The sequence below is a fragment of the Streptomyces sp. NPDC039423 genome, from assembly GCF_055598725.1.
In genome coordinates, this window is sequence record NZ_JBVKAH010000008.1 from 114,446 (window position 1) to 137,573 (window position 23,128).

Below are 23,128 nucleotides of genomic sequence, written 5' to 3' on the forward strand. Positions count from 1 at the left end.
ACGGCTCTCCACCACGCATCCCCCCAACAGGCCACACAGTCACCTGCTGTTCCCCGAAGGGAGGATCTTGGTTCGCCCCGGCGCGCCGCCCCGGCCGGCCGACGTCAGCGGTCGGCCGCCGTCTCCTCGGCCTGAGCCCGGTGCGAGCCGCGTCGGTCCAGGTGGGTGATGACCTGGGCATGGAAGCGGTCCACGGCCTCGTCCACGCTGCGGATGAACCCGGTTTCGGCAGAGCCGCGCCCCGTACCCATGCCCTTGAAGAGGGAGAGCCGGAAGCCGACGATCTCGGCGCCGTCCTTCGGCAGGATGTCCGCGGGTTCGGGGCGCAGCCGTTCCAAGGTGCCCCTCGGCCCCACTCCCGGTCCCGCGACCAGGGTCTCGATGTGCAGGTCCGCCGGAGCGGCCGCCAACTGGCGAATCAGGCGTTTGGCCCTGGTGAGCGGGTAGCCCTGCTCTGCCGACGGCAGCTCGATCGATGTGCGCAGCTTGCCCGTGCGCAGATCCGCCGTGATGGCGAGGATCCCCTGCGTGTCCTCCATGCGCAGCTCGGCGTGCAACCGTCCCTCCAGGCAGAGCCGCTCCGCCATCTCGGCACGGCGGGTACGGGGATCCGTACCTCGTCTGGCGCGCTGGACGGGCAGCACCTTCCGCCCCAGTTCACCGCCCAGGCGCAGACACACCTGCCGGATCAGCCGCTCCCAGCTCTCGGTGACCTCCGTGGCCCGCGCGTCGCCCTGGCACAGGGTCTCGTTGTCGATCCCGTTCCGCACCGGCACCCACGCCGCTCCCATGTTCTGGAACCCGTGGCATCCCGAGTTGTCGTGCTGGAGGTAGTGCAGCAGTTCCTGGAGCAGCCAGGCGTGCGCCGCGTTCCCGACGCCCTCGTGCCGGATCAGCATCTGGGCCTGGTGGGCGGCTTCGGCCCAGGACAGGTGCCAGAGGGCCACCTTGTGCTTGCGCCGCCCGTCGATCTTGATGTCGACCAGCGGACTGCCCTCGAGGGCGACATCGTTGGACAGCGTGATCACGGCCTCGTAACCGCGTCGTGCGGCGATGTCGACGTAGGCCTGTACCTGCTCGGACTTGAGCGGGTTGCCGTTCGTCTTGGTCTCGACGAGGGCGGTCCACAGCTTTCCGGCGCGTTCGACGCGGATGACGCCGTCGGGACGCCTGGGGGAGTCGCCGTGCGGCAGCGACACCTCGGTGAACGTCTCCATTCGTCCCGCCGGTGCGCCGAAGCCGGCGGTGAGGCGCCGGCCGAACTCCGGCACCTGGGCCATCACCGACAGCAGGACCGACGTGGCCCGCGTCTCGCGCTCCCGGTCGCTCTTGAGCGCGGTCACGGGGAAGAGCCGGGCGGTCCGCCAGGACTCGTTCTCGGCGAGGGACTTCTTGACGGTCTTCGGGAGGGTCACCTTCTTCTTCGCGGCGCGTGGCCGGGCGGGCTTCCTGGGCGCGGCCGCTCCCGCCGGGGCGGCCTCGCCGGCCCTGGGCGGCGGGACGTGCGCCGCTTCCCGGACCACGGGCGGCACCGGGCCGCTCACCGTCTCCTCCTTCGGCCCGGCTTCGGGGACGTCCTCCTCCGTGTCGTCCTCGATGTCGACACCGAAGTCCGTCGCCAGGCCGACCAGCCCGGAGTGGTATCCCTGACCCACGGCGCGGAACTTCCACTCACCGGCCCGCCGGTACAGCTCCCCGAAGATGAAGGCGCTCACCACACCGGCGTCGTCGACGGGGAAGCGGACCAGTCCCTCTCCCGCACCGTCGACGAGCGACAGGCACAGGTCGTCCAGCTCACCGAAATGCGCTCCGTCGTACCGGCTGGCGGCCACGATGATCCGCTCGACGTCGGGCGGTACGGCCTCCAGGTCGAAGCTGATCCGGTCCACGCTGCCGTCGGGGGTGGGCGTCTTGCCCAGAAGCTGCACGCTTCCGTCGTCGGCGACCGGGTTGTTGTAGAAGTAGAAGTCGGCGTCGCTGCGCACCTTTCCGGTGCCGTTCAGCAGGAGCACGGACACGTCGGCGTCGCCCTCACCGGTGCTGCTGCTCCAACTCAGCCCCACCGTCACGGAACCGGTGTCCGCACTGAGCGCCGACAGACCGATGTTGGCGCCCTTGACCATCGTGTGCATGCGGCCCCCCAGATGCACAGCCGCCTCGGGACGCACCCCGGCAGCCGGTGGAAAACAGTGTGTGGTGCGTCACACATGTACCGTTCCGGAACCCTAGCGTCCAAGGCCCGGGGTCTGTGCGGAACCGCGAAAAAATGGGTGGCCGTGACATGACGCCCGGTAAGGGCGGCAGGTGGGGGCGGAGGGTACCGGCGGCGGCACCGCGCCGGCATGCCGTGGCGGCGGGAAGGGCGCGGGGGCCGGCGTCGCGGTGACGCCGGCCCCGGCGGGGTTACGCCTCCGGGTACCTGCGGGGGGTCCAGGCGATCGTGGTGCCGTCGGCGCGGCGGACCGCCTGGGTCTGGGAGGAGCCGATGAGGAGCAGGGTCCGCATGTCGACCTCCGCCGGGTCCAGGTCCGCGAGCGGGAGGACGCGGACGGACTCCTCCGGGCCGCCCACGTCGCGGGCGACGACCACCGGGGTGTCGGGGGCCCGGAGTTCCAGGAGGAGTTCGCGGGCCTTGGCGACCTGCCAGGTGCGGCTGGCGGAGCCCGGGTTGTAGAGGGCGAGCACCAGGTCGGCGGCGGCCGCCGCGCGGAGGCGCTCGGCGATGACCTCCCAGGGCTTGAGCCGGTCCGACAGGGAGAGGGTGGCGTAGTCGTGGCCCAGCGGGGCGCCCGCCTTCGCGGCGGCGGCGTTCGCGGCGGTCACGCCGGGCAGGACGCGGACCGGGACGTCCAGGTACGGGTCCTGGGAGGCGACCTCCAGGACGGCCGTGGCCATGGCGAACACGCCCGGGTCGCCGCCCGACACCACCGCCACCCGGCGCCCGCGGCGGGCCAGGTCCAGGGCGAACTCGGCGCGCTCCGACTCGACCTTGTTGTCCGAGCCGTGCCGCTCCTGGCCGGGGCGCACGGGGACCCGGTCCAGGTAGGTGGTGTAGCCCACCAGGTCGGTCGCCGAGGCGAGCGCGCCCCGGGTCTCGGGCGTCAGCCACAGGGGGCCCGCCGGGCCGGTGCCGACGACCACGACCTCGCCCGAGGCGGGCACGGCCGGGCCGGAGTCGACGCGCGACGGGAGCACCGCCACGGAGAAGTAGGGGACCGATCCGGGGTCGACGTCCGCCAGGGCGCCGGTCCGTTCGCCGGCCATCGTGGCCCGCTCCACGTAGTGGGCGTCGTCCAGCCGGCCCGCCCGCTCCAGGGCGCGCCGTACCGTCGGGAACGTCCGGCCCAGCTTCATGACGACGGCCGAGTCGGTGGCCGCCAGGCGGGCCGTCAGTTCCTCCTCCGGCAGCGTGCCGGGGATGATCGTCAGGATCTCCTCCGCCTCGCACAGCGGCTTGCCCAGCCGGGCCGCCGACGCGCTCACCGAGGTGACACCGGGGATGACCTCGGTGTCGTACCGGTCCGCCAGCCGCTTGTGCATGTGCTGGTAGGAGCCGTAGAACAGCGGGTCGCCCTCGGCGAGGACGGCGACCGTGCGGCCCGCGTCCAGGTGGGCGGCCAGCCGCGCCGACGCCTCCTCGTAGAAGTCGTTCAGCGCACCCCGGTACCCGCCCGGGTGGTCCGTCGTCTCGACGGTCAGCGGGTACATCAGGCGTTCCTCGACGTGGTCCTCGCGGATGTGCTCGGCCGCGATGGAACGGGCGATGGAACGGCCGTGGCGGGCGCAGTGGTACGCGATCACGTCGGCGGCCGCGATGGCCTTCACCGCCGCGACCGTCATCAGATTCGGGTCGCCGGGGCCGAGCCCCACGCCGTACAGCTTGCCGCTCATGCCTGGATCTCCGCCTCGTGCGCGATCGCGTTGATCGCCGCCGCCGCCATCGCGCTGCCACCCCGCCGGCCGCGCACCACCAGGTGCTCCAGGCCCGGGAAGGCGGCCAGCGCGTCCTTGGACTCGGCCGCCCCGATGAACCCGACCGGTATGCCGATGACGGCCGCCGGGCGGGGCGCGCCCGCCTCGATCATCTCCAGCAGCCGGAACAGCGCGGTCGGGGCGTTGCCCACCGCGACGACGGACCCTTCGAGCCGGTCGCGCCACAGCTCCATGGCGGCCGCGCTGCGGGTGGTGCCGAGTTCGGCGGCGAGCGCCGGGACGGACGGGTCCGAGAGCGTGCAGACCACGTCGTTGCCGGCGGGCAGCCGCTTGCGCGTGACGCCGCTGGCGACCATCTGCGCGTCGCACAGGATCGGCGCGCCGGCGCGCAGCGCCTCGCGGGCGCGGGCCACCACGTCCGGCGTGTAGGCCAGGTCGCGGACGAGGTCGACCATGCCGCACGCGTGGATCATCCGCACGGCGACCTGGCTGACGTCGGCCGGCAGGCCCGCGAGATCCGCCTCGGCACGGATCGTGGCAAAGGACTGGCGGTAGATCTCCGCCCCGTCCTTCTCGTAGTCGAACACTCTGCTCTCGCTCATTTCGTCGGTCCTTGTACGGTCGGCTGGTACGCGCCCTCGCCGGTCGCCACCATGTCGGTCCACGCGCCCTGGGGGTGGCCGCAGCGGCGTGCGCAGCCGGACCAGTGGACGGGCAGGGCGCCCTCGCGGGGCCGGGCGTCCGCCCGTACGTCGGAGAGGGACTTGGCGCAGCCGGGGCGCCCGGTGCACGCGGTGACGCCGATCCAGGGGGAGTCGGTACGGGTGATGAACCCGGCCCCGTCCAGGGCGCGCAGCCGCTCGCGGGCCGCCGCCGGGTCGGTGAAGCCGGGCAGGACGAACCCGCGCCACGGGGTGACCCGCACCTCCCCGGCGGGCAGCAGGGCGCGGAACTGGGCGGTGGTCACCCGGCCGAGGCGGGCCAGGACGGACAGCATGCCGTCGCCGGCCGTTCCGGGCGCGGGCGGGGGGCACGTGGGGAACGCCGCGTCCGGTACGGGCTCCGCCGCGACGCCGGCCCGGCGCAGGTGTCCGTCCACGTCCACGTCCTGCCCAGCCGGCAGCTCCCGCACCCGCCAGGCGCCGGTGCCGGCCGAGCGGGCCGCCGCCAGGAACGCCCCGGCCGCCGCGAGCGCGGCGCGGGGCGCGTCGGCGGAGGACACCCGGTGGGTCGTACGCCCCACCCGGACCAGGCCGGTCCCGGCGGGCTCTGCGAGCAACGTCACATCGGCGGCCAGGCCCGCCACGTCGCCCCGCCCGTCGTCCACGGCGAACAGGAAGCGGCCGGAGAGCTCCGGCGTCCAGTCCTCGGCGCACAACAGCTCGTCCAGGCGCGAGGCCCACGCCTGCACGCCGGCGCCGGCGAGCGGCGAGACCACCATGTTCCGTACCCGCTCGTGCCGTTCGGACGGCAGCAGTCCGGCGTCCCGCAGCAGGTCCGCCAGCCCGAGTCCGCAGCCTTCCCCGAGGCCCCTCAACTCCACGTTGCCGCGCGAGGTGAGGGAGAGGTGCCCGTCGCCCAGGCGGTCCGCCGCGTCGGCCAGCGCCAGGACTTGACGGGGCGTCAGAACGCCGGTGGGGAGGCGGAGCCGGGCCAGCGACCCGTCGTCGGCCCGGTGCAGCCGGAGCGCACCGGGGCACGCGTCACCGCGCTCGCGGACACGGTCCCGTATGTGCGCTTCACCCCGGTCCTGGGGATTTGGTGAGCTGGGCGGCATGGCGGCGAGCATACGCGCAGCCTCTACTATGCAGACGGCACAGGGTCCCAGGGCCCTAGGGAGGAAGCCCGGTGAGAATCCGGCGCGGTCCCGCCACTGTGAGTCCGGCCGGAAACCGGACGAGTCAGGAACTCCCGCCGTCCTACGACCACCCGGGGCGCGGACACCCCGAGGAAGGCCTGCGCACGTCATGACGCACGCGACCACGCCCGAGACGGCGCCCGCCCCGGCGCCCGCCACGACGATCCTGCTGCTGTCGCACTCCGACACCGACCTGCTCAGCGCCCGCGCGGCCGGCGGCCCCGTCGCGTACCGGTTCGCCAACCCCGCCCGGCTCCCGATGGACGACCTCCCGGGCCTCCTCGACGGGGCCGACCTCGTCGTCGTACGCCTCCTCGGCGGCATCCGCGCCTGGGAGGACGGCCTCCAGGCGCTGCGCGCGACCGGCACGCCGCTGGTCGTCCTCACCGGCGAACAGGCCCCCGACGCCCAGCTCATGGAGACCTCCACCGTCCCGATCGGCATCGCGGCCGAGGCGCACGCCTACCTCGCCCACGGCGGTCCGGACAACCTGGAGCAGCTCGCCCGCTTCCTCTCCGACACCGTCCTGCTCACCGGCCACGGCTTCGAGCCCCCGGCCGCCGCCCCCACCTGGGGCCCCCTGGAGCGCACCGCGCGCGCCACCACCGGCCCCGTGGTCGCCGTGCTCTACTACCGCGCCCACCACATGAGCGGCAACACCGCCTTCGTCTCCACCCTCTGCGACGCCATCGAGGACGCCGGCGGCCAGGCCCTCCCGCTGTACGTGGCCTCGCTGCGCGCCCCCGAGCCGGAGCTGCTGGAGAGCCTGCGCACGGCCGACGCGGTCGTCACCACCGTCCTCGCCGCCGGCGGCACCAAGCCCGCCGAGGCCCAGGCGGGCGGCGACGAGGAGGCCTGGGACGCCGGCGCCCTCGCCGCCCTGGACGTGCCGATCCTCCAGGCCCTGTGCCTGACCGGCTCGCGGGCCGCCTGGGAGGAGAACGACGAGGGCCTCTCCCCGCTCGACGCCGCCAGCCAGGTCGCCGTCCCCGAGTTCGACGGCCGCCTCATCACCGTGCCGTTCTCGTTCAAGGAGATCGACGCCGACGGCCTGCCCGCGTACGTCGCCGACGCCGAGCGCGCCGCCCGCGTCGCTGGGATCGCCGTCCGGCACGCCCGGCTGCGGCACATCCCGAACGCCGACAAGCGCCTGGCGCTGGTCCTCTCCGCGTACCCCACCAAGCACTCCCGCATCGGCAACGCCGTCGGCCTCGACACCCCCGCCTCCGCCGTGGCACTGCTGCGCCGGCTCCGCGAGGAGGGCTACGACTTCGGCGCCGAGGACGTCCCGGGCCTCGCGTCCGGCGACGGCGACGAGCTGATCTACGCCCTGATCGAGGCCGGCGGCCACGACCAGGACTGGCTCACCGAGGAGCAGCTCGCCAAGAACCCGGTCCGCATCCCGGCCGCCGACTACAAGCGCTGGTACGCCGCCCTGCCGGCGGAGCTGCGCGAGCAGGTCGAGCGGCACTGGGGCCCGCCGCCCGGCGAGATGTTCCTGGACCGCTCCCGCAACCCGGAGGGCGACATCGTCCTCGCCGCCCTGCGGCGCGGGAACCTCCTCATCCTGATCCAGCCGCCGCGCGGCTTCGGCGAGAACCCGATCGCGATCTACCACGACCCGGACCTGCCGCCGTCGCACCACTACCTGGCCGCCTACCGCTGGATCGCCGCCCGCGCCGAGGACGGCGGCTTCGGCGCCGACGCGATGGTCCACCTCGGCAAGCACGGCAACCTGGAGTGGCTGCCCGGCAAGAACGCCGGCCTGTCCGCCGCCTGCGGCCCCGACGCGGCCCTCGGCGACATCCCGCTGGTCTACCCGTTCCTGGTCAACGACCCGGGCGAGGGCACCCAGGCCAAGCGCCGCGTGCACGCCACGCTCGTCGACCACCTGGTGCCGCCGATGGCCCGCGCCGAGTCGTACGGCGACATCACCCGCCTGGAGCAGTTGCTCGACGAGTACGCGCAGATCTCCTCCATGGACCCGTCCAAGCTGCCGGCCATCCGCGCCCAGATCTGGACGCTCATCCAGGCCGCCAAGCTCGACCACGACCTCGGTCTGGAGGACCGCCCGGACGACGACGGGTTCGACGACTTCCTGCTGCACGTCGACGGCTGGCTGTGCGAGGTCAAGGACGCCCAGATCCGTGACGGGCTGCACGTCCTCGGCGGCGCCCCCACCGGCCCCGAGCGGGTCAACCTGGTCCTGTCCATCCTCCGCGCCCGCCAGATCTGGGGCGGCACCCAGTCCCTGCCCGGCCTCCGCGAGGCCCTCGGCCTGGACGAGTCCGCCGCCACCCGCACCGGCGCCGACGAGGCCGAGGCCAAGGCCCGCGCCCTGGTGGAGGCCATGGAGGCCGCCGACTGGAACCCGGCCGCCGTCGCCACGGTCGCCGAGGGCTACGACGACGCCGTCGCCGCCGTCCTCGACTTCGCCGCCCGCCAGGTCGTCCCGCGCCTCGCCGCCACCACCGACGAGCTGGACCACGCCGTGCACGCCCTGAACGGCGGGTTCGTCCCGGCCGGACCGTCCGGCTCGCCGCTGCGCGGCCTGGTCAACGTCCTGCCGACCGGCCGCAACTTCTACTCCGTCGACCCCAAGGCCGTCCCCTCCCGCCTCGCGTGGGAGACGGGCCAGGCGCTCGCCGAGTCGCTGCTGACCCGCTACCGCGACGACAACGGCGCGTGGCCCGACTCCGTCGGCCTGTCCCTGTGGGGCACCAGCGCCATGCGCACCGCCGGCGACGACGTCGCCGAGGCCCTCGCGCTCCTCGGCGTCCGCCCCGTCTGGGACGACGCCTCCCGCCGCGTCACCGGCCTGGAGGCGATCCCGCTCGCCGAGCTGGGCCGGCCCCGGATCGACGTGACGCTGCGCATCTCGGGCTTCTTCCGGGACGCCTTCCCGCACACCATCGGGCTCCTGGACGACGCCGTCCGCCTCGCCGCCTCCCTCGACGAGCCGGCCGACGACAACTTCGTCCGCGCCCACGCCCAGGCCGACCTCGCCGAGCACGGCGACGAACGCCGCGCCACCACCCGTATCTTCGGCTCCCGGCCCGGCACCTACGGCGCCGGCATCCTCCAGCTCATCGACTCGCGCGACTGGCGCACCGACGCCGACCTCGCCGAGGTGTACACGGTCTGGGGCGGCTACGCGTACGGGCGCGGCCTCGAAGGACGCCCGGCGCGCGACGAGATGGAGACGGCGTACAAGCGCATCGCGGTGGCGGCCAAGAACACCGACACCCGCGAGCACGACATCGCCGACTCCGACGACTACTTCCAGTACCACGGCGGCATGGTCGCGACCGTCCGCGCGCTCAAGGGCACCGCCCCCGAGGCGTACATCGGCGACTCCACCCGCCCCGAGTCGGTCCGCACCCGCACCCTCGTCGAGGAGACCTCCCGCGTCTTCCGCGCCCGGGTGGTCAACCCGCGCTGGATCGAGGCGATGCGCCGCCACGGCTACAAGGGCGCCTTCGAACTGGCAGCGACCGTCGACTACCTCTTCGGGTACGACGCCACGACCGGCGTCGTCGCCGACTGGATGTACGACAAGCTCACCGAGACCTACGTGCTCGACCCGGAGAACAAGGCGTTCCTCCAGGAGGCCAACCCCTGGGCCCTGCACGGCATCGCCGAGCGGCTGCTGGAGGCCGAGTCGCGCGGCATGTGGGAGAAGCCCGACCCGGCGGTCCTGGAGCGGCTGAAGCAGGTCTTCCTGGAGACCGAGGGAGACCTGGAGGACAAGTGACGACGACGCTCACGGCCGGCGGCGAGGACAAGGAACTGGCGGCCCGCCTCGACGCGGAGCTGACGGCCTTCAACCGGGCCGCCACGGGCGCCTCCGACGAGGCCGGGCTGTCGGTGCGCGCCACCGACGACGCGACGGGCGAGATCACCGGCGGGCTCACCGGCTGGACGTGGGGCGGACTCGCCGGCGTCTCCATGGTCTGGGTCCGCGAGGACCGGCGCGGCACCGGGCTCGGGACGCGGCTGCTGCGCGCGGCGGAGGAGGAGGCGCGGCGGCGCGGCTGCGACCGCGTGATCGTGTCGTCGTTCTCCTTCCAGGCGCCCGCCTTCTACCGGCGCCTCGGTTACGTCGAGACCGGCCGCTCCGAGGGCTTCCCCGGCGGGAACGTGGACGTCCACTTCTACAAGCCGCTGGACGGCCCGCCCGCCCCGTCCTTCCAACTGGCCGTGCTCCTGGACTACCCGGCCGACGCGGTGGACGAGGCCACGGCGTACGAGGAGAAGGCGCTCGCCCTCCTCCCGCGCCACGGCGGGCGGCTGGAGCGGCGGCTGCGGACCGCCGACGGGCTGTCGGAGGTCCACCTCGTGCGGTTCCCGACCGAGGACGCCTACCGCGCCTACCTGGCCGACCCGGGGCGTACGCCGGACGGGCGCATCACCGCGCGCGTGCTGGAGGTCACCGAGGTGTACGCCTGACACACTCGCCGGTATGTCATCCGTGATCGCTGTGACCGGGGCGAGTGGCCGTATCGGCGGCCGTGTCGCCCGCCGCCTCGCCGACCAGGGCGTCAAGGCCCGGCTGCTCGGCCGTGATCCCGGCCGGCTGCCGGACCTGCCGGACGCGGTGAAGGCGCCGCCCGCGCCGTACGGGGACGGCGAGGCGATGCGCCGCGCCCTGGACGGCGCCGACACGCTGTTCCTGGTGTCGGCGCACGAGAGCCCCGACCGGATCCAGGAGCACCGCACGGCGGTCGACGCGGCGCTCGCGGCGGGCGTCGGGCGGATCGTGTACGTGTCGTTCCTGGGGGCCGCCCCGCAGGCGACGTTCACCTTCGCCCGCGACCACTGGCACACCGAGCGGTACATCGAGGCGCAGGGCGTGCCGCACACGTTCCTGCGGGACAGCTGGTATCTCGCCGGGTTCGCCGCGATGACCGGCGAGGACGGCGTGCTGCGCGGCCCCGGGGGCGACGGCCGGGTCGCGGCGGTCGCCCACGAGGACATCGCGGACGTGGCGGCGGCCGTCCTGCTCGGCGGCGGCGAGCACGACGGCGCGACGTACGACGTCACCGGCGAGGAGGCGCTCACGCTCGCCGAGGCGGCAGAGGAGCTGTCCCGCGCGGCCGGCCGGCCGGTCGCCTACGTCCCCGAGACCCGCGCCGAGGCGTACGCCTCCCGCGCCGCGTACGGCGCCGAGCACTGGGAGGTCACCGGCTGGGTCACCTCCTACGAGGCGATCGCCACCGGCGAGATGGCGACCGTCGCCGACACGGTCCGCCGTCTCACCGGCCACGCCCCGATGACGCTGCGCGAGTACCTCACCGCCCACCCGCACTCCTGGGCCCACCTCCGGTGACGGCCGCCGGGCGGGTCCGCCCGGAACCGGGGAGGCCGCCCTACCGGCGCAGCCGCCGGGAGACGGCCTCCCACGTGGGCTCGACCGGCTCCATCGGGTCGCCGCCCACCGAGCGGTCCTTGAACCCGCTGGACGTCGACACGCACACCACCGGCCCGTCGAAGCCGCCCTCGCGGGCCGCCCACTGGCGGAAGCCGGCCAGCCCCGCCGCGGCCGACAACTCCGCCCACACGCCCTGCCGGGCCAGCTCGTCCCGGGCGCGGGCCATCTCCCCGTCCGTCACCAGCAGCGCGTCGCCCCCGCTGTCGAGGACCGCCCGCACGGCCCGGTGACCGCCGGCCGAGCAGGAGATGCCGTACGCGTCGGTGGGGCCCACCTCCACCACCGCGGCCGGCACCCCGGTCCGTACGGCCGCCGCGAGGGGACCGCCGGCCGCCGGCTCGCAGCCGAACACCCGGGGCACCCGGTCGGTGACCCCGAGGTCCCGCAGTTCGCGGAAGCCCTTCCAGACGCCGAACAGCAGCTCGCCGTAGCCGGTGGGCACGAACACCGCGGCGGGCACGCCCAGTTCGCCGTGGATTTCGTACGCGACGGTCTTGTAGCCCTCCGGGCCGAAGGGGTGCCCGGTGTGGGTGGGGGTCAGGTTGCTGACCGTGTGGTAGCCGAGGCGCTCCGCGATCTCGGCGAGCAGCGGCCACCGCGCCTCCCTCGGGACGGCCAGGACGTCGGCGCCGTACGCCTGGACGAAGGAGGCCATCGCCGGGGGCGCGCCGGCCGAGGCCAGGACGACGCAGCGCAGCCCGGCCCGGGCGGCGTACGCGGCTGCGGAGGCCCCGTGGTTGCCGGAGGACGCTACCGCGATGCCCTCGGCGCCCATGTGGACGGCGGCGCTGACGGCGACCCGGTTGAGCCGGTCCTTGTGGCTCCAGGTGGGGTTGCGCGACTCGTCCTTGATCCACGTGCCGTCGCCGAACGGGATGAGCGGGGTGCCGCCCTCGCCCAGCCCCGGCGCGTCGAGCGGGGGCAGCAGCGGCGCCCACCGCTCCAGCCCCCCGCCGCGCGGGGACGAGGTGAACAGGTCCGCCGGGGTGTCCTCGTAGGCGTAGTCGACCTCCAAGGGGTGGACCAGGCCGGGCGTGGCGGTACGGGGGCAGCCCCGCAGGAGCGGCGGGTGGAGGGGGTAGCGCAGGCTCGGATCCCCCAGTGAGCGCTGCGAGTTGGCCAGGGAAACGGCGTAGGCGGTCATGCGCCGAGCCTATGCGCGGCTCAGTCCTCGCCCCGCACGATGTTGCCCTCGACCGCCCCGTCCGCGGCGGTGCCGTCGGCGACGGCGGGCCGGTGCGTGCGGATCCGGCCGTGCGGCTCGCGCCGCCTCATGGTGACCGGCGGCTCGAAGGCCGCCGGGGCCGTGGTCTTCCCGTCTCTGTTCCCACCGGTGTCCGTGTGCGTGTCCGTGTCCATGGGGTACGGGTACCCACCCAACAGGGACGAAACGGGCGGGGTTTGCCGCGCGGTGTCCACCGGGGGCCGGGGAAGGCGGGTCACCCCAGGGTACGGACGGCGTCGATGACGAGGTCCCAGAAGGCGGGGGCGTTCACACCGGTGCCGACACGGGCGTTGGCGGGGCGGCCGGTCACGCCGTCGAGGTCGACCACCGTGGCGCCGCGCGTGTGGGTGCCGGTCAGCTCGACGGCGACCGGGGCGCGGACCGTGGTGATCAGGTCCGGGTCGATGAGGTGGGCGACGGTCAGCGGGTCGTGCAGCGGCGGCGCGGCGAGTCCGAACACCTCGCGGTACGTGGTGCCGAAGTACGTCAGCAGGTCGACGCACAGCCGTGACAGGGGCGTGCCGAGCGCCTCCAGCCGGGCGAGGACGTCGGGCGTGGCCGGCGCCTGGTGGCTGACGTTCAGCCCGATCATGGTGACGTCCAGGCCGCTGGAGAACACGATGTCGGCGGCCTCCGGGTCGGCGGCGATGTTGAACTCGGCCGCCGGGGTGCGGTTGCCGCGCCCCGTGGAGCCGCCCATCAGCACGATCCGCCCGATCCGGTCGGCGGCCAGGGCCGGGTGGGCGAGCAGGAACGCGGCGATGTTGCTGAGCGGTCCGGTGGGGACGAGCGTCACGGGGCCTGGGTGGGCGAGGAGCGTCTCGCGGAGGAGCGTGATGGCGTCGCGCGGGTCGAGCGGGACGGTCGGCTCGCCGAACCCGGGCCCGTCGAGGCCGGACTCGCCGTGGATGTTCCCGGCCACGATGCCGGGCCCGTGCAGCGGCCCGGCCAGTCCGGCGGCGATCGGCACGCCCTCGATGCCGGCGACCGTGCACACCCGGCGGGCGTTGAGGGTGGTCCGTTCGACGGTCGCGTTGCCGGCGACGGTGGTGATCGCGAGGAGCTCGACGGCGGGGTGGGCGGCGGCCAGCAGGATGTTGAAGGCGTCGTCGTGGCCGGGGTCGCAGTCCAGGATCACGGGGACGGGCGTCACGGGATCGGGGGTCACGGCGGTGGGCGGCACGGCGGTGGGCGTCATGGGGGCAGTGTGGCAAGGACGGAACCTTCCGGGCGGGCGTTCACCGCTCACTCCGCCGGCGGGCCAGCCACAGGGCGGCCGCGGCCAGACAGGCCGAGCCGATGAACGTGACGGTCAGCAGGAGGCCCGTCCCGCCGTCACCGCGGGCGGTCGCGGCGGCGACGGGCGCCGTGGACGCGGCCGCCGTGGGCGGTGCGGGCGGTGCGGGCGGGGTGGTGCGCGGGGACGCCGGGGCGGCGGCCGCCCGGACCGGGAGCGTGGCGCGCGGGGGCAGCAGGGAGCCCACCGGTCGGACGTGCGGCGCCGCCGCGAAGCCCCAGTCCAGCAGGTCGCGGGCCTCCTCGTACACCGCGTGGGCACCGCCCCGGCGCGGGTTCATCACCGAGACGACCAGCGTGCGCGCCCCCTTGCGGGCGGCCGCGATCAGGGTGTGGCCCGCGTGGGTGGTGTAGCCGTTCTTGATGCCGAGGAGCCCCGGGTACCGCCGCACCCCGTCGGCGCCGGTGAGCAGCCGGTTGGTGTTGCGGATGCCGTACGACCAGCGTCCCGCCGGGAACTTGGCGTACGCGGTGGCGGCGTACCGGGCGAAGTCCGGGTCGCGCAGCCCGGCCCGGCCGAAGACCGCGAGGTCGTACGCCGACGAGACCTGGCCCGGGGCGTCGTACCCGTCGGGGGACACCACCCGGGTGTCCAGGGCGCCCAGGACCCGGGCGGTGGCCTGCATCTTGTGGGTGGTGGCCTCCCAGCCGCCGCCGAGGCCCGCGAGGACGCGGACGGCGTCGTTGCCGGAGCTGAGGAAGACCCCGCGCCACAGGTCGGCCACCCGGTAGGTGACCTCCTCGCGCACGCCCACCAGGCTGCTGCCCTCCCCGATGCCCCGCAGCTCGTGCTCGCTCACCGTGTGCTGCCGCTGGGCCGGCAGGCCGGGCAGGGTCGCCAGCGCGAACAGCGTCTTCAGTGTGGAGGCGGGCGGCAGCCGCCGGTGGGCGTCGTGGGCGGCCAGCACGTCACCGGTGGCGGCGTCGGCCACCAGCCAGGACCGGGCGGACAGCCGGGGCGGCGCCGCGACGCCGGGCGGGACCCGCACCTGGGTGCCGGGGCGGTGCAGGACCGCCGGGTCGACGCGTACGGCCGCGGGCGGCGGCACCGGCTCGACGGGGCGCGGCCCGGCGGCCGGACCACCGGGCACCCCGGGCACCCCGGGCACCGCGGGGACGAACAGCAGGGCGGCGGCCAGAAACGAACTGACGATCATTCAGCCACGGTAGGGACGGGGCGCACCCCCCGCAGGGCGGGAGAGGGCCGACCGGAGTACCGCGGGTCACCCCCTCCTCCGCATTACTCGGGTTTCCCGGGGCACCTGCTAGGGGGCTCCCGTCCCCCATCCCTCAGGAGGAACGACATGAACGCGGTCCTGCGTGACAAGGTCTTCATGCGACTTCTCTCGCCGGACGGCCACGAGCTCCCCGTCCTGGCCCACCTGACCTACGACCCGCGCGACCCGTACGCGGTGACGGTCGGCTTCACCCACGCCGGGTTCGTGTACGCCGAGTGGCGCCTGGACCGCGACATGCTCCGGGACGGCATGGCCCACGCGGTCGGCGAGGGCGACGTACGGATGTGGCCGGTTCTCAACGGCACCCGGGAGGAGCTGCGAATAGAACTGCTGCACACCGCCGTCTTCACCGTGTGGGTGCCCTCGCTGCGCCGCTTCCTGGAACGGACCTACCACGAGATCCCCGAGGGCCAGGAGCGCCTGAAGGAGCTGGACGCGTTCCTCGCGGAGCTCCTGGCCGCCGGCTGACCGCCACCAGGGGTGGCCCGACGGCTCACATGAACCAGGCCGCCGCCGCGGTCGCCGCGCCCAGCGCCGCGCCCGCGACCGTCTGCGCGATCGTGTGGTAACGCAGCGCCACCCGGGACCAGCACACGGCGGTGGTCATGGTGTACGCCGCCAGCCACCAGGGCGAGTGGACCACCGACAGCAGGGCGACCACGGCCGAGGCGACGGCCGAGTCGACGGAGATCTTCCAGACGGTGTTCACCGCGAGCAGCCCCACGGTCATCACCCACAGCGCCAGCATGGCGGCCAGGATCCCCGCCGGGGCGTGCCCCAGGACCATGACGACCGAGCCGGTGCCGATGGAGCCCAGGATCACGAAGAAGATCGGCGCCCGTTTGGTGCGGTCGACGACGTGCCGGTCGCCCCATGTGCCGCGCCCCCGCTCCCACTCGATGTACCCGGCCGGGACGAGCCCCGCGCACAGCGCGCCGAGGAGGCCCCACAGCAGGCCGGACCAGTGGCCGGCCGCCGCCCAGCCGATGCCGAGCATGCCGGCCAGCAGGACGTTGCGGGGCTGGAGGACGTCGGTGACGGTACGCGCGGCCCCACCGCGGTCGTCGCCGGCGGCGGCGCCGGGGCGGACGGTGGTCTCCGGGCCGGTGGCATGCGGGCCGGTGGTGTCCGGGCCGGTGGTCCGCGTGGCGCCGGGGCGGACGGTGGTCTCCGGGCCGGTGCCCGTGGGGCGGCTCATGACGTGCGCTCCAGGGGGGCGAGCAGGGCGCGCGCCCGGTCCGCGCCGACCCTCCGGTAGGCCGCGGCGACCCGTACCAGCCACGCCACCTCGTCGTCCTGGTCGGTGGCGTGCCGCTGGCGCACGGCGGCGGCCTTCCCGGCCGGTGCCCCGTCCGCCTTGGCGGCCAGGGCCGCCTTGATCCAGTACGCGTCGGCGAGGGGTCCCGGACCGCCCGCGGCGGACGCGGCGGCGTCGAGCAGGCCGTCCGGCACGTAGTGCCGCAGCTTCTCCACCGCGTCGGCGATGTCGGCGGCCCACCGGTCGACCCGCAGGTCCGAGGGGGTGCCGAACCGGGTCAGCTCCCGCACCAGCGGGGCCGGCGGCTCGAAGGGCTGGTCGGGGAAGGCGGTCATCAGTTCCCGCCACAGCGGGTGCAGCCGCGCCTGGGCCCGCCAGAGCTTCACCCGCCGCCAGCCCTTGCTGCACGCCGGGATGGACGCGCCCACCGCGAAGAGCGCGAACAGCACGTCCTGGGCCAGCTCGGTGGCCTTGTCGAAGTTCTGGGCGAAGGCGTGACCGGGCCGGTGGAGGACGCTGGCCCACATGAACAGCGTCCGGCTCACCGTGTAGGCGACGCCGATGAACATGGCGGCGGTCATCATGCCGAGCCCGACCCGCAGGTGCCGCAGGCTCGCGTTGCCGGTCGCCAGGGCCCACTGGTACGCGCAGACGGCGGACGCGGCGCCCAGGTAGAGGTAGAACACGCTCATGTAGAGCGTGGCGCCCCACTGCCCGGCGTGGTCGGACACGAACCGGTCGGAGGGGGTGGAACGGTCGACGACCGTGAAGAACAGCACGGTCAGCAGGACGAGCGTCGCGACGGACGCCTTCGCCGCGACCTGCTGGACCGTGCGGGCGAACCGGACGTGCCGCGGGACCGTGCCGTCGGCCGGATAGTGGCCGTAGATGGCGACGATGTAGCTGAGGATGGCGAGGATCGCCACCGTCGACGTGTAGTGCTTGATGAGGACGGCGAGGTCGACGACGGGACTGTTGTTGAGCCCGGTGCGCACGGCCTCCGTCTTGGTCCACAGGGCGGCGGCGAACCCCGCGTAGCAGCCCCACAGTGCCCGTCGGCGCCGGTCCTCCTCGTCGCCCCACAGGGCGGCCGGCATGCGCCACAGGGCGACGGCGGTCATCAGGCCGGCTATGAGGTAGCCGACCAGATCGAGTGCGGTCACGGGAAGGTCCTCGGTCTCAGCGGTCGAGCGGTGTTCAGCGGTTCCGTCGGAAGAACCCCCGTCGCCGGTTCGCGACCGGCCGCGACAGGGAGTTGGCGAGCCGCCCCACCATGTCATCACTCGTCATGTCCCGCGCCATCCGGGGTATCAGCGAGGCACCGAATTCGGCCACCCGTTCGTCGTGCGTGTCGTACTGCGCCCGGGCCTGGACGGTGGCGCCCGAGTCGAGTACCCGGGAGATCAGCGAGGTGTCGAACACCGGCAGCAGCCGCCGCAGTTGGGCGGCGTCCAGGCTCGCCCCGTGGTCGAACCACTCGTGGCACAGCTCGTGCAGGATGACGTGTTGCGTCTGGTACGCGGTGGGGCGCCGGCGGTAGAGGACGAAGCTGGTGGTGCCGGAGCTGAGCCGGAGCCCGCAGGCGGCGTTGACGCGCGCCAGGCGGTCGGGCAGTTCACGCAGGACGATGGTGCGGCCCCGGGCGGCCTCCATGTTGGCCACCAGCCCCTCGATGGTGAAGGGGGCCGGAATGGGTAGGTCCGCGAGTCCGGCTTCGCACTCTTTCCTCAGCTCGCGCATGGACATGGACGCCTCTTGCCCTCGTGATGATCGGCGAGTTTACCGGCCGTCCGGCTCGTCCGGTCCGGCGTTCTGCCGCCCGGGCTGCTTGGTCTCCTCCAGCAGTGCGAGGGCGAATTCCAGCAGTTCCGCCGGGATGCCGTCCTCGTCGTTGCCGCGCGCGGCGACCCCGCTGATCTCCCCGGTGCGCCGTTTCGCCAGGAACTGGAGGCCCGCGACGACGTCGTCCACGACTTCCGACTCGTCCTTGAAGAACCGCCAGTCGACGCCGAAGCCCAGGCCGAGGGCCTTGAGGATGTCCTCGGAAGGGTGGGTGACCTTCCCGGCCAGGATGTTGGAGAAGTAGCTGTGGGAGAGGGATCCGCCGCGCTGTTTCACCAGGTCGGCGAAGACCCGCCCCGAGATCTTCTGGCCCGGGAAGGTCTTCTCGACCATGTACTCGACCTTCTGCTGCAACGTCCGGAGTTCGGGCGTGCCCCGGTGCGGCGGCGTGGGCTGTCCGCCGCCGCGCTGTTCGCCGTCGCTCATCGGGGTCCCCACGTCGCGCGAGTTCGAATCCGTCAACGGGCTCGTACTGTAATCGACGGAGACAAAGCGGAGCATCCCACTCCCGCATCAGAAGCAGACTTGCGCAACCACTCTACGTCACTGTTAACTCGAAAAAACACGGGCAGGGGGCCACGAGGGGAGTCCCTTGCCCGTGGGTCCGTGTCGGCGCGCGCCCCGTCGGAATGCTCGCTAGCGTGAAATTCCTGACCGGAACAGCGGAAAAGGGACGGAATCATGCCGGTGCAACCGGAAGGCGTGCCGTGCTGGGCGGACGCGATGTTCGCGGACGTCGAAGGCGCGAAGAGCTTCTACGGAGACGTGCTGGGCTGGACGTTCGGCGAGTCGCAGACCGAGTTCGGCAACTACACCGAGGCGTACGCGAACGGCCGCGCGGTGGCCGCCGTCGTACCGCCGATGCCCGGGGCGGAGGGCCAGTCGGCCTGGTGCCTGTACTTCGCCTCCCCGGACGCGGAGGCCACCGCCCGCAAGATCCGCGACAACGGCGGCGAGCTCCTGATGGAGCCGATGCGGGTCGGTGACTTCGGCTCCATGGTGCTGGCCCGCGACCCCGGGGGCGTGGTCTTCGGCGTGTGGCAGTCGGGCACCCACGAGGGGTTCGACGTCCGCGGCGAGCCGGGCGCGTTCTGCTGGGCGGAGGTCTTCACCCGCGAGCCGGCGAAGTCCGACGCCTTCTTCCCGGCCGTCTTCCCCTACCGGGCCAAGACCATGGAGACCCCTGACGGCATGGACTTCCGGGTCTTCCACGTCGGTGAGGACCCCGTCCTGGGCCGGATGGCGATGACCGACGAGTTCCCGCCCGAGGTCCCGCCGTACATCAACGTGTACTTCGGCGTCGACGACTGCGACGCGGCGGTGGCGAGGGCGACCGAACGCGGCGGGACCGCCGTCTGGGGCCCCATGGACACCCCCTTCGGCCGCTTCGCCAGCCTGCACGACCCGCAGGGCGCGGCCTTCTCGGTCATCGACATGAGCAGGGCGGAAGGCGAGATGCCGCCCCTGGCCGACGTCCCCTGACCCGCCCCCTCGCCTGCCCGCGCGCACCCGGCCCCCCGAAGGGACGCGCGGCCGGGAAGCCCCGGCCGGACCAGGCCGGGTCCGCCCGGTCCCTCCCGGGCCGCGGTGTCCCGCACGCTCCCTAGTGGCCGGTGGTGGTGCCCGGGTCGGTGGGGGTCACCGCGATCTCGACCTGCGGGGTGTCCGCCGACGTCGAGTCGGGCGAGAACAGGGCCATGCCCACCAGCACGGCGGCGAAGAACGCCACGCTCCCGGCGATCAGGCTCGCCACCCGCGGCCGCCGCCGGACGAACTGCCGTGCCCCGCCCACCCCGTGCTGGGCCGGCAGGGCACGCCGGCCCCGCCCGCCCTGCCGCGGGACGCTCGGCATCGCGTACGTCGTCCCCGCACCGCCACCCGCCGGCCCCGGCGGAACGGGCGCCGCCGTCGGCAGGGGGCCGCCGGGGCGGACGGGCGCCGCGACGGGTGCCGTGGCCGCGACGCGCGCGGGCCCCCGGTGCGCCGGGGCGGGCGCGGCGGCCGGAGCCGTGGCCGGGCCGGGGAGCGACTGCGCCCGCCCCTGCCAGGCGCCCGACGCGAACCAGTCGGCGACCTCCTGCGCGGTGGGCCGCTCCTCCGGCTGCTTGGCCAGCATGCCCAGCAGGTAGTTCTCGAACGCGGGCGGCACGTCCACCCCCAGCCGCAGCGGCGGTACGGGCGCGGTGTCGATGTGCTGGTAGAGGATCGCCGTCGCGGTGTCGGCGTGGAACGGCGGCCGCCCGGTGAGCAGGTGGTACAGCACGCACCCCAGCGAGTACACGTCCGACGCGGGCCCGGCCGGCTGCCCCAGCGCCCGCTCCGGCGCCAGGTACAGGCTGGTGCCGACGATCTGCCCCGCCTGGGTGAGCGCGGCGGCCGGATCGTCGACGAACCGGGCGATCCCGAAGTCCCCGAGCTTCACCGTCCCGTCCGCGTCCGCCATCAGGTTCCCCGGCTTGATGTCCCGGTGCACGATCCCCTGCCGGTGCGCCGACGCCAGCCCCGCCGCGGTCTGCGCGGCCACGGCGGCCACCCTCGCCGCCGGCAACGAGCCGGTGGCCGCCAGCTCCTGCGCCAGACTGCGGCCCTCCACCAGCTCCATGACCAGGTAGAAACGGCCCTCCCAGGCCCCGAAGTCGAACACCGCCACCACGTGCGGATGGCTCAGCCGGGCCGCCGTCTGGCCCTCCAGCCGGAACCGGGCCGCCGTCTGCGCGTCCGAGTCGTCCCCCAGCAGCAGCTTCATCGCCACCGGCCGGCCCAGCACCTCGTCCGTGGCGCGCCAGACCTCGCCCATCGCACCGCGGCCGATGGGCGACTCCAGCCGGTACCGATCCGCCACCAGCACCCTGTGCACCTGCCTGATTCCGATCGATCCGCCACCCCGGCCGACGCGCGGCGCGACAACTGCGCCGTACGGGCGAGGTGATGGGAGAGTCCGCGACGGGCTCAGGGTACCTACCGCCGGCCGCGCCCCCTGCGCCACCATCGGTGTACCGCACCGGGACCGGCCACCGTCCCGCCCCACGACACCCCACCGGAGACCGCACGTGCCGCACCAGCCGCCGAAACCCTTCCTGTACGTCGTCGTCTGCGCGGCCGGGGTCGCCGCCGACGTCGGCAAGCTCATCACCGCCGCACAGGAACGGCGGTGGGACGTCGGCGTGGTGGCCACCCCGCTCGCCCTCGGCTTCATCGACACCGACGCCGTCGAGGCACAGACCGGGTACCCCATCCGCTCCGCCTGGCGCCGCCCCGGGGACCCCCGCCCCCTGCCGGACCCGGACGCCGTCGTGGTCGCCCCCGCCACGTTCAACACCCTCAACAAGTGGGCCGCCGGGATCTCCGACACCCTCGCGCTGGGCATCCTCTGCGAGGCGTACGGCATGGGCGTCCCGATCGCCGCCCTGCCGTGCCTCAGCACCGCCCAGGCCGCCCACCCCGCCTACCGGCGGAGCCTGGAGACGCTCCGGGAGATGGGCGTCCGCCTGGGCACCCAGGACCCCGACCGCGTCAGGACCGTGGAGTTCCGCTGGGAGGAGGGCCTGGATCTCGTCAACACCTAGACGGCCTGGGTCCGTTCGGGCCTACCCTGTAACGGGGAGGTACGCATGCGGGCGCTCGTCGTCGGGGTGGAGTCCTACGAGGCCGGCTCGGCCTGGGACCTGGACGGCCCGGTGCGCGACGCACTCGGCCACCTCGGCCGGCTGCGTGAACTCGGCGTGCGGGACGGGGACATCACCCTCCTGCTGTCGCCCCTCGTCCGCAACGCGGCCCTCGCCGGCACCGCCGGCGTCCCCTACCGGCCGGCCGACCGCGACACCGTCCACCGGGTGCTCACCCGCGAACTCGCCGCCGAACGCAGCGACCGGCTGTACGTCGCGTGGTCCGGCCACGGCCTGATCGACGCCGACCGCGACCGGCGGCTGCTGTTCGCCGACGCCGTCCCGCACGACCTGCGCTGCCTGGACGTCGAGGCCGCCCTCGCCTTCTACCGCTCGGACGGCGCCCCCGGCCACCCGCGCCAGCTCTGGCTCCTCGACGCCTGCCAGACCCACGCCGACGCCGCCGCGACCGCCGGCGCCCTCCGCCCGGACCCCCTGCCCAGGGCCACCCCCCGGCAACACGCCGACCAGCACGTGCTGTTCGCCTGCGGCCCCGGCCAGACCGCCCGCAACGGGCTGCGCTCCGGGGTGTTCAGCACCGAGGCGCTCCGGCTGCTGCGCGAGCACCCCGACTGGTACGCGTCCCCCCGGCCGCTCGCCGAAGCGCTGCGCGGCAGGTTCGGCACCACCACGTCCCTGTGGTTCGAGGGCGACGGGGAGGCCGTCCGCACCCGGGGCACCCGCCCCCACGTGCCCGCCCCCGCCCGCCCGGCACCCCGCCGCGCGCTGGATCTGGCCGACAAGGGCCGCCTGCACGACGCGCTCGCCGCCCTGGAGGTCATGCGCGACCCCGCGTCGCGGGGCCAGGTCATCGGCCTCCTGCCCGCCCCGATGTCCGGCAGCGTGCCCCGCCGGGCCGAGACCCGCCTGGAGATCCTGGGGCTCATCGACACGTGCGTGAGCTTCCGGGACGGCCTCACCCGCCTGTGGGAGGCGGTGTCCCTGGTGGACCCGGGCACCACCGCGCGCGACGACCTGCGTGAGGTCCTCGGCGACTATCCGGAATGGTTCACCGCCCCTGTCTCCCATGGTGGTTGAGGCTCCGCGATTCGGCCACGGGACACCGGGAGGCGGACAGGCTGTCCGGTAGCGCATGTTTCCAGCGGTGGGTGCTTAGGACATCATGTAAGGGCGGCGGATCGAACACCGCTCGGACACCGGGGGAGGTCTACGGCAGTGGAAAAGCCGGAAACCGCCATCATGTCGGACCTGCCCGTCCTCACGGGCACCTCCCTGGAGGACCTGCGTTCCCGGCCCGACGACACCAGAGCGGTTGCCAAGGCCCGGCTGCTGGCGGACGCGGGACGCGCGGCGGGAAGCGAGTCCACCGGAAGCCAGAACGGAAGCTGGACTTCCTGATGAGCCGGTCCGGCGGCACAGAG

At 74.2% G+C, this 23,128-nt stretch carries 21 protein-coding genes and 1 riboswitch; of the genes, 8 read left to right on the top strand and 13 right to left on the bottom strand.

The window, feature by feature from the left end; translation table 11 throughout:
• Positions 1–104: 104 nt before the first annotated feature.
• The 4 genes from ACZ7LK_RS24720 to ACZ7LK_RS24735 form a co-directional block, all read right to left on the bottom strand.
• The gene (locus ACZ7LK_RS24720) at positions 105–2,132 is read right to left on the bottom strand and encodes a TerD family protein (protein WP_471143386.1); all 2,028 of its coding nucleotides are present in this window, start codon (positions 2,130–2,132) and stop codon (positions 105–107) included.
• A 271-nt stretch (positions 2,133–2,403) separates the two neighbouring features.
• Positions 2,404–3,891 carry a precorrin-2 C(20)-methyltransferase gene (locus ACZ7LK_RS24725; protein ID WP_392275583.1) on the bottom strand — a complete coding sequence of 496 codons (1,488 nt, stop codon included), beginning with the start codon at positions 3,889–3,891 and terminating at the stop codon, positions 2,404–2,406.
• Positions 3,888–4,535: a precorrin-8X methylmutase gene (locus tag ACZ7LK_RS24730; protein WP_392275582.1), complete on the bottom strand. Its 648-nt coding sequence runs from the start codon at positions 4,533–4,535 to the stop codon at positions 3,888–3,890. The genes ACZ7LK_RS24725 and ACZ7LK_RS24730 overlap by 4 nt, the downstream gene beginning before the upstream one ends.
• Positions 4,532–5,722, bottom strand: a complete 1,191-nt coding sequence (locus ACZ7LK_RS24735) for a cobalamin biosynthesis protein CobG (protein WP_471143390.1) — start codon at positions 5,720–5,722, stop codon at positions 4,532–4,534. The genes ACZ7LK_RS24730 and ACZ7LK_RS24735 overlap by 4 nt, the downstream gene beginning before the upstream one ends.
• A gap of 11 nt (positions 5,723–5,733) precedes the next feature.
• Positions 5,734–5,864: riboswitch (cobalamin riboswitch) on the top strand.
• 36 nt (positions 5,865–5,900) lie between these two features.
• Between ACZ7LK_RS24735 and cobN the strand changes: the two genes are divergently transcribed.
• Genes cobN through ACZ7LK_RS24750 form a run of 3 tightly spaced genes read left to right on the top strand, consistent with a single transcriptional unit; the run spans position 5,901 to position 11,120 of the window.
• Positions 5,901–9,545, top strand: coding sequence for a cobaltochelatase subunit CobN (gene cobN / locus ACZ7LK_RS24740; protein ID WP_471143393.1), 3,645 nt, complete (start codon positions 5,901–5,903; stop codon positions 9,543–9,545).
• On the top strand, positions 9,542–10,240 hold the full coding sequence (locus ACZ7LK_RS24745) for a GNAT family N-acetyltransferase (RefSeq protein WP_392275579.1): 699 nt from the start codon (positions 9,542–9,544) through the stop codon (positions 10,238–10,240). Before cobN ends, ACZ7LK_RS24745 begins: the two co-directional genes overlap by 4 nt.
• A gap of 13 nt (positions 10,241–10,253) precedes the next feature.
• On the top strand, positions 10,254–11,120 hold the full coding sequence (locus ACZ7LK_RS24750; RefSeq protein WP_392275578.1) for an SDR family oxidoreductase: 867 nt from the start codon (positions 10,254–10,256) through the stop codon (positions 11,118–11,120).
• Positions 11,121–11,160: 40 nt separating this feature from the next.
• Here ACZ7LK_RS24750 and ACZ7LK_RS24755 read toward each other — a convergent pair whose 3' ends face one another.
• The 4 genes from ACZ7LK_RS24755 to ACZ7LK_RS24770 all read right to left on the bottom strand — a co-directional run bounded on the left by ACZ7LK_RS24755 (position 11,161) and on the right by ACZ7LK_RS24770 (position 14,900).
• Positions 11,161–12,366 (bottom strand): threonine synthase, encoded by a 1,206-nt coding sequence (locus ACZ7LK_RS24755; RefSeq protein ID WP_392275577.1) that lies wholly within the window; start codon positions 12,364–12,366, stop codon positions 11,161–11,163.
• Positions 12,367–12,386: 20 nt separating this feature from the next.
• Complete coding sequence (locus ACZ7LK_RS24760) at positions 12,387–12,581, bottom strand: hypothetical protein (protein ID WP_471143398.1); 195 nt, start codon at positions 12,579–12,581, stop codon at positions 12,387–12,389.
• A gap of 80 nt (positions 12,582–12,661) precedes the next feature.
• Positions 12,662–13,645, bottom strand: coding sequence for a nucleoside hydrolase (locus tag ACZ7LK_RS24765; protein WP_469464736.1), 984 nt, complete (start codon positions 13,643–13,645; stop codon positions 12,662–12,664).
• Positions 13,646–13,685: 40 nt separating this feature from the next.
• Positions 13,686–14,900, bottom strand: a complete 1,215-nt coding sequence (locus ACZ7LK_RS24770; protein WP_392275574.1) for a D-alanyl-D-alanine carboxypeptidase family protein — start codon at positions 14,898–14,900, stop codon at positions 13,686–13,688.
• 147 nt (positions 14,901–15,047) lie between these two features.
• Between ACZ7LK_RS24770 and ACZ7LK_RS24775 the strand changes: the two genes are divergently transcribed.
• A complete protein-coding gene (locus ACZ7LK_RS24775) occupies positions 15,048–15,449 on the top strand; it encodes an SsgA family sporulation/cell division regulator (RefSeq protein ID WP_471143402.1) in 402 nt (133 codons plus the stop codon).
• A 25-nt stretch (positions 15,450–15,474) separates the two neighbouring features.
• Here ACZ7LK_RS24775 and ACZ7LK_RS24780 read toward each other — a convergent pair whose 3' ends face one another.
• Genes ACZ7LK_RS24780 through ACZ7LK_RS24795 form a run of 4 tightly spaced genes read right to left on the bottom strand, consistent with a single transcriptional unit; the run spans position 15,475 to position 18,507 of the window.
• Complete coding sequence (locus ACZ7LK_RS24780; RefSeq protein WP_471143405.1) at positions 15,475–16,179, bottom strand: hypothetical protein; 705 nt, start codon at positions 16,177–16,179, stop codon at positions 15,475–15,477.
• Complete coding sequence (locus ACZ7LK_RS24785; RefSeq protein WP_392275571.1) at positions 16,176–17,402, bottom strand: MAB_1171c family putative transporter; 1,227 nt, start codon at positions 17,400–17,402, stop codon at positions 16,176–16,178. Before ACZ7LK_RS24785 ends, ACZ7LK_RS24780 begins: the two co-directional genes overlap by 4 nt.
• Positions 17,403–17,436: 34 nt before the next feature.
• Complete coding sequence (locus tag ACZ7LK_RS24790) at positions 17,437–17,985, bottom strand: toxin (protein ID WP_392275570.1); 549 nt, start codon at positions 17,983–17,985, stop codon at positions 17,437–17,439.
• 33 nt (positions 17,986–18,018) lie between these two features.
• Positions 18,019–18,507: a hypothetical protein gene (locus ACZ7LK_RS24795; RefSeq protein WP_392275569.1), complete on the bottom strand. Its 489-nt coding sequence runs from the start codon at positions 18,505–18,507 to the stop codon at positions 18,019–18,021.
• A 255-nt stretch (positions 18,508–18,762) separates the two neighbouring features.
• On the opposite strand from ACZ7LK_RS24795, the gene ACZ7LK_RS24800 reads away from it, so the two are divergent.
• Positions 18,763–19,563, top strand: coding sequence for a VOC family protein (locus ACZ7LK_RS24800; protein WP_471143409.1), 801 nt, complete (start codon positions 18,763–18,765; stop codon positions 19,561–19,563).
• A 121-nt stretch (positions 19,564–19,684) separates the two neighbouring features.
• Here the strand turns inward: ACZ7LK_RS24800 and ACZ7LK_RS24805 are convergent, their stop codons facing one another.
• Positions 19,685–20,929 (bottom strand): serine/threonine-protein kinase, encoded by a 1,245-nt coding sequence (locus ACZ7LK_RS24805; protein ID WP_469464731.1) that lies wholly within the window; start codon positions 20,927–20,929, stop codon positions 19,685–19,687.
• Positions 20,930–21,131: 202 nt separating this feature from the next.
• Between ACZ7LK_RS24805 and ACZ7LK_RS24810 the strand changes: the two genes are divergently transcribed.
• The 3 genes from ACZ7LK_RS24810 (at position 21,132) to ACZ7LK_RS24820 (ending at position 23,105) form a co-directional block, all read left to right on the top strand.
• Complete coding sequence (locus ACZ7LK_RS24810) at positions 21,132–21,647, top strand: flavoprotein (protein WP_471143413.1); 516 nt, start codon at positions 21,132–21,134, stop codon at positions 21,645–21,647.
• A gap of 45 nt (positions 21,648–21,692) precedes the next feature.
• On the top strand, positions 21,693–22,784 hold the full coding sequence (locus ACZ7LK_RS24815; protein WP_471143416.1) for an effector-associated domain 2-containing protein: 1,092 nt from the start codon (positions 21,693–21,695) through the stop codon (positions 22,782–22,784).
• Positions 22,785–22,922: 138 nt separating this feature from the next.
• Complete coding sequence (locus tag ACZ7LK_RS24820; protein ID WP_392275565.1) at positions 22,923–23,105, top strand: hypothetical protein; 183 nt, start codon at positions 22,923–22,925, stop codon at positions 23,103–23,105.
• Positions 23,106–23,128: the final 23 nt, after the last annotated feature.